Annotated in this window: 10 protein-coding genes and 1 pseudogene; 3 read left to right on the plus strand and 8 right to left on the minus strand. The window is 33.3% G+C overall.

The window, feature by feature from the left end; genetic code table 11:
* The coding region (locus tag O3884_RS08590) for a hypothetical protein (protein WP_371452933.1) at window positions 1-1,890 on the plus strand (1,890 nt) is incomplete at its 5' end.
* A 64-nt stretch (window positions 1,891-1,954) separates the two neighbouring features.
* On the opposite strand, the gene O3884_RS08595 is transcribed toward O3884_RS08590, so the two are convergent.
* Entirely contained in the window at window positions 1,955-4,135 is a 2,181-nt protein-coding gene (locus O3884_RS08595) for a cation:proton antiporter (protein WP_371452934.1), read from the minus strand.
* A 454-nt stretch (window positions 4,136-4,589) separates the two neighbouring features.
* On the opposite strand from O3884_RS08595, the gene O3884_RS08600 reads away from it, so the two are divergent.
* Window positions 4,590-5,204: a CadD family cadmium resistance transporter gene (locus tag O3884_RS08600; protein ID WP_371452936.1), complete on the plus strand. Its 615-nt coding sequence runs from the start codon at window positions 4,590-4,592 to the stop codon at window positions 5,202-5,204.
* Between the two features lie 11 nt (window positions 5,205-5,215).
* A complete protein-coding gene (cadX, locus tag O3884_RS08605; protein WP_371452938.1) occupies window positions 5,216-5,554 on the plus strand; it encodes a Cd(II)/Zn(II)-sensing metalloregulatory transcriptional regulator CadX in 339 nt (112 codons plus the stop codon).
* A gap of 146 nt (window positions 5,555-5,700) precedes the next feature.
* Here the strand turns inward: cadX and O3884_RS08610 are convergent.
* From O3884_RS08610 to O3884_RS08640, 7 genes and pseudogenes are all read right to left on the minus strand, one after another.
* Window positions 5,701-5,928: pseudogene (locus O3884_RS08610) on the minus strand (transposase); the annotation flags it as partial.
* Window positions 5,929-6,299: 371 nt separating this feature from the next.
* Window positions 6,300-7,064, minus strand: a complete 765-nt coding sequence (locus tag O3884_RS08615) for an ABC transporter ATP-binding protein (protein WP_371452940.1) — start codon at window positions 7,062-7,064, stop codon at window positions 6,300-6,302.
* Complete coding sequence (locus O3884_RS08620) at window positions 7,064-8,038, minus strand: FecCD family ABC transporter permease (protein WP_371452941.1); 975 nt, start codon at window positions 8,036-8,038, stop codon at window positions 7,064-7,066. The genes O3884_RS08615 and O3884_RS08620 overlap by 1 nt, the downstream gene beginning before the upstream one ends.
* 105 nt (window positions 8,039-8,143) lie before the next feature.
* The gene (isdE, locus tag O3884_RS08625) at window positions 8,144-9,103 is read right to left on the minus strand and encodes a heme ABC transporter substrate-binding protein IsdE (protein WP_314093095.1); all 960 of its coding nucleotides are present in this window, start codon (window positions 9,101-9,103) and stop codon (window positions 8,144-8,146) included.
* A 10-nt stretch (window positions 9,104-9,113) separates the two neighbouring features.
* Window positions 9,114-10,436, minus strand: coding sequence for a heme-binding Shp domain-containing protein (locus O3884_RS08630; RefSeq protein WP_371452943.1), 1,323 nt, complete (start codon window positions 10,434-10,436; stop codon window positions 9,114-9,116).
* Window positions 10,437-10,552: 116 nt separating this feature from the next.
* Window positions 10,553-12,448 (minus strand): hypothetical protein, encoded by a 1,896-nt coding sequence (locus tag O3884_RS08635; RefSeq protein WP_371452945.1) that lies wholly within the window; start codon window positions 12,446-12,448, stop codon window positions 10,553-10,555.
* An 84-nt stretch (window positions 12,449-12,532) separates the two neighbouring features.
* A partial coding sequence (locus O3884_RS08640; protein ID WP_371452946.1) for a hypothetical protein occupies window positions 12,533-13,501 on the minus strand: 969 nt, incomplete at its 5' end.

A 13,501-nucleotide genomic window follows, 5' to 3' on the forward strand; every position in this document is an offset into this window, starting at 1 on the left:
GTAGAGGAACCAGCAGCTCCAGCACCGAAAGCGGAAGAGCCAACGACTCCGGCGCCAAAAGCAGAGGAACCAGCAGCCCCAGCACCAAAAGTGGAGGAACCAGCAGTACCAACACCGAAAGTGGAAGAGCCAGCAACTCCAACACCAAAAGCAGAGGAACCAGCAGCTCCAGCACCTAAAGCGGAAGAACCAGCAGCTCCAGCACCTAAAGCGGAAGAACCAGCAGCTCCAGCACCAAAAGTGGAAGAACCAGCAGCCCCAGCACCGAAAGCAGAAGAGCCGGCAACACCAGCGCCGAAAGCGGAGGAGACAACGACTCCAGCGCCAAAAGCAGAGGAACCAGCAGCCCCAGCACCTAAAGCAGAAGAGCCAGCAGCAACAACGCCAAAAGCAGAGGAACCAGCAACTCCAGCACCAAAAGAAGATACTCCGTCTGAAGAAGTAGCACCTAAAGATGAAAAACTCGAGGAAGCAAAAAAAGATGGAAAAGATATTATTGAAAAAATTGCAGCTTCAAAACTTAGTGAAATTGAAAAAGTTAAAGATGAAGCAGAAAAAGCTAAGTTAGAAGCTAAATTAAAAGAATTAAAAGAAGCAGGATTAGAAGCGATAAATAATGCTAAAGATCACGATGCAGCAGTAGATGCTGCGGATGAATATCAAACCAAGATTGATGAGATTAATGTTCCAGGTGAAGAATTACCAGCACCAAACTATAACAAAGATAATTTAACAAATGGCCGTAATGAAGGTACTACTATTGACAATGGAAGTACAGCAATAGGTCATGGTTCAGGTGAAGCTACATCAACAACTCCGACACAGCCTGTCACTGAAGAAAGACCAACTTCACCAGTAACTCCAACACAACCTGCTTCAACTTCAGAGGGAACAGCTAGTTTCAGAAAAGCACCAGAAGTTCAAGTTAGAGCAAGGAGAGTAGCACGTGCGGTAAATCAACCAGACGGTACGGTAAACATAAGTTATAATTATGACGGAATGCCAGATATCAATGGATTTTTATCTGATCCAGGAGAAAATAATACAGTAGCTATTTCAAATTCAGCAACTGAAGATGAAGTGAAAGAATTAGTTAAAGCAAAAATTCAAGCTAAGGCTCAAGAATTAGCTAAACATGGATATAAAGTAAAAGAAGAAATAGTGTTTGAGCAGGATACTAATGTGAAGAACTTTAATTATGTAGTTACTTTCACTAAAGAGAAAACAGGAACTACAGGCTTCAGAAATGCTCCTGAAGTTCAAGTTAGAACTAAAAAAGTTGTAAAAAGAGATTTATCTAATAAAACTAAAAAAATAAACATCTATTATAATCTAACAGCTCTTAAAGATATTGCGGGAGCATTAGGAGAATTAGGGGGAGAGAATATGCTTACTTTCCCAGAAAATACACCTAAAGAAGAATTAAAACGAGCTATTGAAGAAAAAACAAAAGCTCAAATTGAAAAATTGAAAAAACAAGGTTTTAAAGTTGTTTCAACTACCGACTTAGATCAAATCGTTGAAGGTGGAGATAGCTATGATTATGTTGTAGAATTCACAAAAGAATCTAAATCTTCATCAGCTAATAATACAGGTTTTAGAAAAGCACCATTAATTCAGAAAAGATCAAAAAGATCAGTTGAGCAAAAAGAAAAGGTAGATGTACATATTTACTTCAACTTAAAAACTTTACCAGGAATAGCTGGAGCATTAGATGTGGATGGAGATACTACTATAAAACTTCCTAAAGATGCAACTGTAGAACAAGTAAAAGCTGCTATACAAACAAAAATTGCTAAAGTAGAAAAACGAGGATATAACGTAATAGATGCCTACTTTGGAGCAAAAACAGAACATGGTTATGATTTCGTTGTAGAATTTAAAAAATAACCTAAAATAAAACTGACCTCAGAGTTTTGATAATAATCTAACTTGAGGTCAGCTTTTTTATATTTTATTCCTCTTCAGTTTCACGAGGGAAAATCATAGATTCACTGAAGTTTAAGTCACGAAGAGCAGTATAAGAATCTTCTAGAGAAATATAGTTTAATTTTCTCATCGTTAATATTCTATATTTTAAAAGTCGAACTGCTTCCATTTGAAGTTCTTTAAGTTCTTCTTCAAAATCGATATCTTCTAAAAATACTTCAAACAAGGTGAATGAGTAGTATCTATATACATCTTTAACGAATTCTGCAGTATTTTCATCTGAACACTTTTCATCAATAACCTTATAAGCTATATCAAGAAGTGCGTCTCTTACTGTAGGCGAACAATCGATGATGGCCTGAATTTGGCTAGAAGAAGCTTCGGCTCTTTGTTTAATTTCATCTAATTTATTGACGAAGTTTACTTTTCTTCTTTTTGGAACTTTTTCTTTAAGTTTCTCATAAAATTCTGGAGTTAAATCTTTAGCTACGAAATGACGAGTTAAACGACGTTTTAGACTAGATTCTTTTATATATATTCTCAAATTAAGAAGTAAACTTTTTGGTATTGAATAAGTAAATAGGAAAGATTTTCTAAGTTGCATGATTTTAGAAATTTCCAATATTTGCTCGATGTTAGGATTGTCCTTAAGTATTTCAGGAAGAGCTTTGTCTTGTGCTTTCATTATTTTTTTGTGTAATGCTAGTGCTTCACTAGCATTTTTAAATCTTCCAGTGTGCATGTTTCTAAAGTATGCTTTCATTTCGTGTAAACTTTTTATTTCAAAAGCATAAGCAACTTTTTCTTCGATAGATTTTTTAGAAATATCACGTTCTTTTAGTTCTTCAAGTGTTCCTTCTAAGATTTTTTCACGAAGAGAGTACTGAGTATATTCTTTTTCTTCATCTTCTCCTTTAACAACGAGTGGAAGGGCGAGTGTACCGATAACAATACTTAGTAACACGACATTACTCGCAATAAATAAGATGGTATTTCTAAGTGGGAAGTTTTCTCCGGTTGCTGTTACAACTGGAATCATAAGCGCAGTAGCAAGTGTTACTGTACCGTGAATACCGCATAAGCTAGCAATTAAAGAGTAACTGAATCTAGAGTAGTTATCTTTGTCGAATTTTCTATTTAATATTATTTTGGCTGTTTTTCTAGCAGTTGTGAAATGATGAGGTTGGAATGATATGTAGTTGAAATATACAAAGGTCAATCTGACTATCATTAGACCTAAAACAATAACTAATGAAATTATGAATCCATATACAATATCAATCTCTCTATTGTTAAACATAGTATGATATATTTCAGGGAGTAAATATCCTAAAAAGGTAAATACGAAACCATTTAGTACATAGCTTGTAATTTGTTGAGTACTGTCTATAGTTACTGCAGCATCACTACTTACAACAGTAAGTAAGTGAAGTTTTCTTTGGTAGTTGTATACTAGAGCTGTAATTACTACAGCTACGATACCAGAGACACCAATATGTTCCGCAAGATAGAATACTATAACTGGTGTTATTAATTGAAAAATAACTAAAATATTAAATTCGTCAGCAAATTTTGTTGAGAATATAAACTTAATATAAGAAAAAGCTATCCCAATAATAAGTCCAAAGACTGCTCCACCTCCTGCAACTACTAAAAATTTATAACTAGCATTCGTGACAGAAAATGTGTTAGTAAGAACGGCTGCTAGAGCTATATTAAATGATACAAGACCAGAAGCATCATTTAGAAGCGATTCCCCTTCTAATATAGCCATAAGGCCTTTAGGTAGTTTCATTCCTTTAGTTATTGATTTAACAGCAACAGCATCTGTAGGCGATAAGATAGCGGCTAAAACAAAACATGCTGCCCATGGAATCATTGGAAGCAATAAATGAATTATGCTACCGACGACAATTACTGTCACAAGAACTAAAAATATTGCCATATATATTATTGGTCGTTTGTATAACCAGATATTCTTTAAGGATGCGTTGAAACCGTCGGTAAATAGTAAGGGTGCGATAATTAACATCATAAACATTTCTGATTCAAATTCAAAATGAAGTGGTAGATTAGGAATAAATGTTACCGCAGCACCAAGTATAATTTGGAATAAAGCTGCGGGAATACGTGGAAAAAGATTATTTAAAAATGAACCAAGTATTACAATTATGACAAATATACCTAGGGTAGTTAGTATTTCCATAAAAAACTCCTTTATAATTATTTTATTATTTATTTGTACCTATATATTTTACAATTATTTAATATTAAAATCAACGATTATACAATTTGAAGGAAGTTAATAATGAATATTGTAAAACAATAATTTTAATAGTTTTAGAAGATGTGTTATTTGTTATTTTTTAGAGTTTAAGTAAGGGCTTCAGTACACGTCAATAGACGTCAAAATATTGATTTTAAATGATTTTTGATTTTTTGAAACTCATTATATCTCACTATAAATTAATAAAAACTCTACCTTTTTTAGATAAATATATCAGTTGGATATTGAAGTTAAGCCCTGCTATCATTTCGATGGCAGGACTTTTTAATATTTGGTACACTAACTCTTATCTATATTTTGGTGAAGTTGAAGTTGACATCTACAAAGTTTAATGTTAGAATATATTCAAAAATATATTTGAATGAGGTGTTTTATGATTCAAAATGTTGTTACTTCAATAATCCTGTATTCTGGGACAGCTGTAGACTTACTTATTATCCTAATGTTATTTTTTGCCAAAAGAAAAAGCAGAAAAGACATCATTAACATCTATTTAGGACAATTTCTAGGCTCTGTTAGTCTAATATTGCTAAGTTTGCTTTTTGCATTTGTCTTACATTATATTCCTAGTAAAGAGATTTTAGGTTTGCTCGGTTTGATTCCAATTTTCTTAGGTCTCAAAGTTTTATTTTTAGGAGATTCTGATGGAGAAGCTATTGCCAAAGAAGGGTTGCGCAAAGATAATAAAAACTTGATTTTTCTAGTCGCTATGATTACTTTTGCAAGTTGTGGTGCCGACAATATTGGTATCTTTGTCCCATATTTTATTACATTAAATTTAGCGGATTTGATAGTGGCTTTACTTACATTTCTAGTCATGATTTATCTCTTGGTTTTTTCTGCCCAAAAATTGGCACAAGTCCCATCTATTGGAGAAACTTTGGAAAAATATAGCAGATGGTTTATTGCTGTTGTTTATTTAGGATTGGGGATATATATCCTGATTGAAAATAACAGTTTTGACATGCTATGGACTATGTTAGGATAGGAGAAAATATTATGAAAAAAGATAGTATCTGCCAAGTGAATATTATAAATCAACAAAATGTTACAACCGCAATGAACTACCTTGAAAAGGAAAAAGTCCAAAAATCACTTCGCATTTTAACAAAGTTTACCGATAATAAACAGATAAACATCGTTTTTTATCTCCTTGCTGTTGAAGAACTCTGTGTCTGTGATATAGCTTGTTTGCTAGATCTCAGTATGGCATCTGCATCCCACCATCTTCGTAAACTGGCCAATGAAAACATCTTGGACACTAGAAGAGAGGGGAAAATTATATATTATTTTATAAAAGATGAGGAAATCAGAGAGTTTTTTAATCAACTAGGATAATAACTATTTTTACTACTTTACTATGATTATATGTAGGACTTATCTATGAAATTTTCTGATGAAATTTACTCACAAGAAATACCTACTCGTATCATGTTGATACTGTCAATAAATATGTGTAAACACTCAAGTAGAGTTACGGAGTATTAATCAAACAAGCTTTCGAGTTTGTCATAACATTGGGCACCCCCATTATGGATTCGTTGACTTTGCTTAAAATTATAATCTTCAAACAAAGTAACTAAGTAACGTTCCAGAGACTCTTCGTTAGGAAAAACCTTCTTTTTCGTTTGACGTTTGATTTCTTTATTAAGAGACTCAATGAGGTTTGTCGAATAAATGCTGTGCCAAATCTGGTAGTGAAACTGATAATATGCACTATTATAACCTATTTGTACATTTTTATTTTATCAAAACTGTACATTCTTATTTTATCACTTTCAATTAGTAAGTCTAGAATCACCAGATTATGGTTTCCATTTGTTTCGACACTCTCATGATTCAATGTTGCTTAATGTAGGTACAAAGTGGAAAGAACTTGGGGCATAAGTCAATGTCAACTACCTATGGATACTTACGCAGAGTTAGCACCTCAAAGAAAGCTAGAAGCAGTCAGCATTTATTTAGATTAGACTGTTGAAATAACATTAACTGCCTTTACAGGTATAAAAATATCGCTACATCTAAGTATTAATACCTCGATGTAGCGTTTTATTCTAAATATTTATATTAGATATTTGAAAAGTTACCAACTAATTACTTTTCCATCTTCTATTTTGATATCAGCATCATAAAGTCTGTTTAGAAGCTTTTCATCAAAGAAGTTCTCAGCTTGATCATTTTTAATTACTTTTCCATCAAGAAGAGCGATAATATTGTCACTATAAGCAAGAGCTTGATTTATATCGTGTAGGACCATGATAATAGTGATTCCCAGAGATTTATTAAGATCTCTAACAAGTTGCATTATAGATTTTTGATATTTTATATCAAGGAAAGTAGTAGGCTCGTCTAGTATAATAATATCAGTACTTTGTGCTAATGCCATTGCGATATAAACACGTTGAAGCTGTCCTCCCGATAACTCATCCACACGTTTATCTTTATAAGCTTGTAAACTAGTTTTTTCAAGTGCAAATTCAATCTTTTCAACATCACTAGCAGTAGGCTTGTAAAAGAAAATGTTTTGGTAAGGAAGTCTAGCGAAACTGACCATATCATAAACGGTAATTTCTCGTGGAGTTTCATTCTTTTGATAAACAATTGCAAGAATACTCGCAAGTTCTTTTAATGAATATGAATTCAGTTCCTTACCTTCAATTTTTACACTTCCAGCATTATAGTTTAAGTTTTTTGCTAATATTTTTATAAGTGTACTTTTACCACAACCATTCTTACCAAGTAGGGTAGTAATCTTACCTTTTTCAATGCTTACATTTAGACCTTCAAAAAGAGCATTTTTATTATCATACTTAAACGTCAGGTTATTAATTTCTATTATATTTTCCATTAACTTACTCCTTTCTTAACTAAAATAATAAATGCAGGTCCACCTATAATCATCATTATTAAATCAGCAGGTATTTCGATAGGTGCGAAAATAACACGACCGATTGTATCGAATAAAAGTAAGATAAAGGCACCTAATAGAGCACTAAATGGGATGGTGTAAATATGATTTCGTCCAATTATAATCTTAGCAATATGAGGTGTAATAAGAGCTAAGAACACCATTACACCTGCCACTGCTGTAGAAACAGAAGCAAGGGCTACTGCAACAAATGAAATTAACAGACGAATCATATTAATATTGATTCCAAGAGAACTAATAATATTATCATCTAAAGCGAAGATATTACATAGTTTAGCTAAGAAGAAACTAATAACTAGTAGTATAGGAATCCAGCTTAGTAATAATGCAACATCGTCCCAGTTTTTAGTTCCTAAACCAACAGTTTTGAATGTAGACGATGTAGTAGAGTTAGCTGCATTCAAGTACTGCATAGAACTCAGTATTCCTGTAAAGAAATAACTTATTGCAATACCGATTAAAATAATTTTAACATTGTTTTTTGTTCTACCAGCTAAGTAATAGATGATTAAAAAACCAAGGACACCACCGATGATAGAAAATACAGACTTAAATATCATAAATTGTGGGAATATCCCTAATCCTAAGTATAAAAATAGGTTTGCTCCACTAGAAACACCAATAATACTAGGATCGATAAGCGGGTTCTTTAATACTGTTTGTAATAATAGACCACTAACTCCAAGAGCAGCACCAACCAAAATAGTGATGATAATTCTTGGGAAACGAACGTCGATAATTGCATTTACATTGGCATATTCTCCGGTAAAGATACCAATAGCTAATTGTCCGACGCTAGCTTTTATACTACCACTGTTCGCTGCAAAAAATATTGTACTTAATAAGAGTAAAATAAGAACAGAAAAAGTGATTGCTTTTTTGTTTTTAAACATTAAGAACCTCCTTATATAGTTATAAATTTAGTATATCATAAGTAATATATAATTTAAATTATGAAAAATCCAGAAGTAGCTACTTGCCACTTCTGGATACTAGTATTAGTTACTATAGAAAATACTGTATAGACTTTCTAATCCTTTTTGGTAATCGTATGTAGCTGTCATACCAAACATTGAGCTATCTAAATCGACAACTTTATTATTTTTTACCGCATCAAAGTGAGACCAACTCTTATTGTTTTCAAATTCTTTTTTAAACATTTCATTTACATTATCAGGCATAGCATGAGCAGTACGTAAAATAAAGTCCGGTTTATCATTTAAAGCAGTTTCTATGTTTAGATTTTTAAATTCTTCAGTACCTTTAATGATATTTTCACCACCGGCTAATTTTACAAGGTTACCAACATAAGATTTTTCAGTAGCTGCCATGTAACTTCCAGGTAAGCCCATAAGAACAAGAACTTTTGGTTTCTTCTTGTTTGCGATTTTTTCATTGAATTTAGCGAAGAACTCATCGTGTTCTTTCTTTAATTCTTTGAATTTTTCAGTTTTACCAAATTCTTTTGCAAGATCTTCTGTAATAGCGTATAATCCATTAACACTACGAATATCTACAAATTTATAAGGAATTTTATTTTTCTCGAATCCTTCTTTTATCCAGTCTTGCAAACTATCTGGAGCATATACAATAGAAGGATTAATCGACTTGATAACTTCCATATTTGGATTCATAGGAAGACCGATTTGAACAGTATTGTCATATCTTTTAGGCATACGACCCAATTTCGTAGTAGGAACCCCTGCTAATTTAATATCAAGAACATTAGCTACTTGAGCTAAAGCTACAGAGTCCATTATGACACGTTTACCATTTTCTTCTTCAGATTTTTTATCTTTATTTACACCAGTTAAGTCAATAGTTTCATTAAAAGCTTTATCAGCTAGATTAGGATCTGTTCCAGTAGTATTACCAGCTTTATTTTGTGATGAACAAGCAGTAAGTACCAAGATACTAGCTAGAAGTAGTGTAAATAGTAGGGATAGTTTTCTTTTCATGAATTATCTCCTAATTATTTTTTCTTTTTTTAAGAGCAAAGAAAGCTCCGGCAGCTATTACAAGAACTCCGATACCTCCGCCAACATAGTAAGGTATGTAGTTTGTTTCTTTAATAGCTTCCATATCTAAACCATCATTTCCGTTTTTAATAGTATCAGTATTAACTTCTACGAAATAACGAACAGGACGGTTCATAGGTTCTACATACATTTGTACCATAGCTAAGAAGGTTTCATTTGGTACCTCGAATCGATAGTCAACATAGCTATCTTTATATTGTTCAATGTTAACTTTTGTTTCAGTAGCAGCAACTTGTTTGAATTCTCCATCTTTTTGAAGAACTTTAATGAAAGGACCTTGTTCTTTACTACGTTGAACCCAGTTCATTAGGTGAACACGCACAGTTGCGTATAATTTACCGTCTTTTGTACGTTGAAGCATAGCTTTAGACCAACGTTTTTCACCGTTAGATTTTTGATTTTTAAGAGCTTCATTTAGATCTCCACCTGCATTAATAGGTGAGATTACTCCTTGTACCATACCTTCACCGATAGCAGTGTTTTTAGTACCACCATCAGCAGTAACACCAGTAAGAGGGTTCAAGTATGAACCTGTAATATCAAGGTTATAAAGACCTGGATTTTTTGTCTTTTGATCATCTTTGAAGTAATCTTCTAATTTTTTAGCAACAAATCCTTCAGGTGCCTTATTCTCATCTTTTTTATCTTTGTTTTCTTCTTCTTTTTTCTTATCTTCAGCTTTTTTCTCTTTTTCTTTATCTTTAGATGAATCTTCAGAACCAGATACTAGATTAGCTGCAGACCAGTTAAATTTAATAATAGCATTTTGAGATGCATCACCACCCATAATTTGGTTCATAGCATCAACCGCAACTCTAACACCGACTTTATCAGGTTTAGCTTCACCGAAATTAAAGCTTAATGTACCAGGATATGTACTAGTACCACCGTCTAAGTTAGTATCGTTATAAGTGCTTGTTACTGAAGCAGCAGTAAGATTTCCTGAGAAAATAGGAGATGAATAAATGCTAAGTGATAATAAGTGACCATGCATATTACTAAAATCCATTGGAGTAAATTGTACAGAAATAGTAGAAGTATTATTATCATGAACATTTACAGTAGCATGTGTAGCTAATGCATTGTTCCCCATAGAAAGACGACCACTATTTTCAGAGTGCCAAAGTTCTACAGGAACACTGTATACCTTATCAGCTGCGTGTACATTTTTAACGAAAGGTACATTACTAGATGTAACGATAAACGTTAATGTAGCAATAACTATCGTTAACAGTTTTAAAACTCGTTTCATTATAAAAACTCACTTTCTTATATGTTATTCAATTTTTAATAAGAAAGACGGGAAAAATTCCCGCCTTTCAGAGTAGATAATATTATAATTATTTAGCGAGATATTATCTTACTATTTTATTTTTCTTTTCTTCTACCTACCATGAAGGCACTCATTAGAGTAAGAGCTCCTGCAAGGATAGATGATGAAGTTTCTAATCCAGTGTTAGATAGTCTACCGTTGTTTAATCGTCCACCTTTTGGAGTTAATGCACTAGCTCCATTACCAGCGCCACTTGCTCCAGGTTGACCACCATCAATAACTGCAGTACCTTGTCTTTCTGTTGCATTAGACCAGTTTAGGCTTAGGATTGCATCTTTTTTACCACCACCAGGCATAATACTTTCCATTGTTGGTACAAAAACAGAAACAGGGATATTAGTTAATTTTTCAGTAGATGTGAAATGAATTTCTACTTGATTCATAGCCCCACCTGTACTCTTAATAGGATATTCAGTTCCGTTAACCCAGAAGCCTCTAATTCCATCAGTCATTCCTCCAACTTTAATGTCGTGGAAACGAACTTTATAGTGATAAGTATCTCCATGTTTGAATACAGTGATTCCATCTAATGCTGCATTTCCCATAGACGCACGACCTGCTTCATATGCGTTTAATAATGTTGCAGTTACGTTGTCGAAGTAAGTAACCGGTACTTCTACACCTTGCCCTTGAGCAGCGGCAGGAAGAGGTGTAGTTGGTGTAATAGGTGAAGTAGGTTGTTGTCCTCCTTGATTTCCTCCTGGATTAGACGGTCCTGGAGTATAACCACTGTTACCTGGTTTTCCACCAGCTATAGGTTTCCTTTGTTCCTCAGTTACATTAGACCAATCAAATGATAAAGTAGCATTTTGTTTTCCACCACCTGACATAATAGTTTCCATAGCTTGAACAAATACAGTAACAGGAACTGATGATAGTTTTTGAGAAGAAGTGAAGTGAACTTCTACTTGGTTATTAGCACCGCGAGTTGGGTTAACAGGGTACTCTGTACCATTTACCCAGAATTTAGAGATTCCACCAGTGAAACCATAAATAGATAAATCGTGGAATCTTATGATATAGTGATAAGTACTTCCTTCTTTGAATACAGTAACGTTACTATTTTCTAAAGCTGCATCTCCCATTGATCTTTGTCCAGGGCGGTGTGCGTTTAATAATGTAGCAGTTACTCCATTATAGTAAGTCGCAGTTGCTGCAGATGTAGGTTTAGGAGTTTCTGCAGGATTAATAGGTTTAATAGGTTTAGCTGGTTCTGCTGGTTTAGCAGTTCCTGAATTAGTTGGTTTATCTGATGGTTTAGTTGTTGTAGATTCTGTCGGTTTATCCGAAGGCTGAGTATCTTTTGGTGTTTCTGGTTTTGTAACAGGTTTAGACTCAGCAGGCTTATCTGGAGTTTCAACTGCAGGCTTAGGAGTCACTACAGGTTTATCAACAGGTTTAGGAGTAAGTTTTTCTTGAACTCCAGTTAAATCTAAACTAAGAATTGTATCTTTTGTACCTTGACCAGCATTCCCTGAAGCCATTCCAATATCTTCCATAATTTTGACAAAGACAGTGGCATTTATTTGTGGTTTTAGTTCTGATAAAGTAAATTCAGCTAATTTAGGATTTATAACCGTTGGATCTTCTGTATACTCTATTGATTGTAATGGTATTTCTTTACCTTCTATCCAAAGTTTAGATACTCCATCAGATAAAGTTCCTACTTTAATATCTTTTAATATTAATTTGTACTTATAACCATTAGATACTTTTTGAACAGTTAATTTAACTATAGAAGCCTTAGCCATTGATATTTTTCCGGCTTCGTATGCGTTTAAAGCTGTTGTTGGTATTTCTACTTCTGGATTTTGAGTATCAGCTGCTAATAAAACTTTGTTGTTTTGTGTAGTTGCTGAATAATCTACCACAGCAAGGGTTGAGATGATAGTTGCTGCAGATAGAACTTTTAATAATTTATTTGCTTTCATCTTATCTTGAATTCTCCTTATATTTCTTTATACATGACTTTATACAAAGGGATAATTTATCCCTTTGTATAAGAGTTTTTTATATTATTTGTTATTTTTTCTGCGTAGTACTAGAGCAGATAATAATACTAGTGCACCTAAACCAACAGTTGCTGTTGAATTTAATCCAGTATTAGCTAACGCTTTAAGTCCTTTAGCTACAGTTTGTGATGTTTTTTGAACAGAAGTTTTTTCAGCCTCAGCTTTTTTATCTTCTTTGCTTTCATTTTGTCCAAAGATATCTTGTGCTGATGGTTGTGCTTGTTCTTTTGCTTTTTGCTCTTTGTTTAAATCATTGATATTGAATTCTGGTAATTCAGGTTGAACAAGAGCTTCACCAGTTTCAAATTTTGGTTTTTCGTTTGATGTTGGTCCTTCAGGTTGAACTGGAGTTACTTCACTATTTGGTTTAGTTTGAGTACTTGGTTCGCTTGATTGTTTGTCATTGTTGTCAGTAGGGACAGGTGTTACAGGAACAGGTGTATTCTGATTAGAAGCCACAGTTTTTGATACAATTGTGTATAAACTAAAGTGGTTTGTGAAGAATGTAAGTTTTCCATCTTTATAAACACTTGGAACTTTTTCTAATTTATTACCATTTACATAGTAAACTTCTAATTTTTCATTCTCATTAGCTACAACGGCTACTGTAACTGCACGAGTTTCTCCTCGTTTATTGATTGTAGTTCCTTTAGAATCTGTGAAGTGTAAGTCAATTGTTTTAACAACACTTAGGTTTTCATCAGCTTTTTTAACAAGTTCTTCAACTTTTGCAACAGTTTCTTTATCAGCTTTTTCAACTGAGAAGTTAGATGCTTTTACAGTAGAGTTATCGAATGAAACTTTGATTTCTTCTGATGAACCATTTTCTACAACTTTAGCAACTAATGTATCTTTAAGAGACGCAGAATTAACTATTTCTTTAAGTTTTGATGCTTCTTCTTTGTTTACATCTTTATCAGTAGCGATATTAGCTAAGGCTACTTTTTTAAGTTCTTCTAATTTTGCTTTTTC

The sequence above is a fragment of the Gemella sp. 20925_1_85 genome, assembly GCF_041433735.1.
Lineage (GTDB): Bacteria > Bacillota > Bacilli > Staphylococcales > Gemellaceae > Gemella.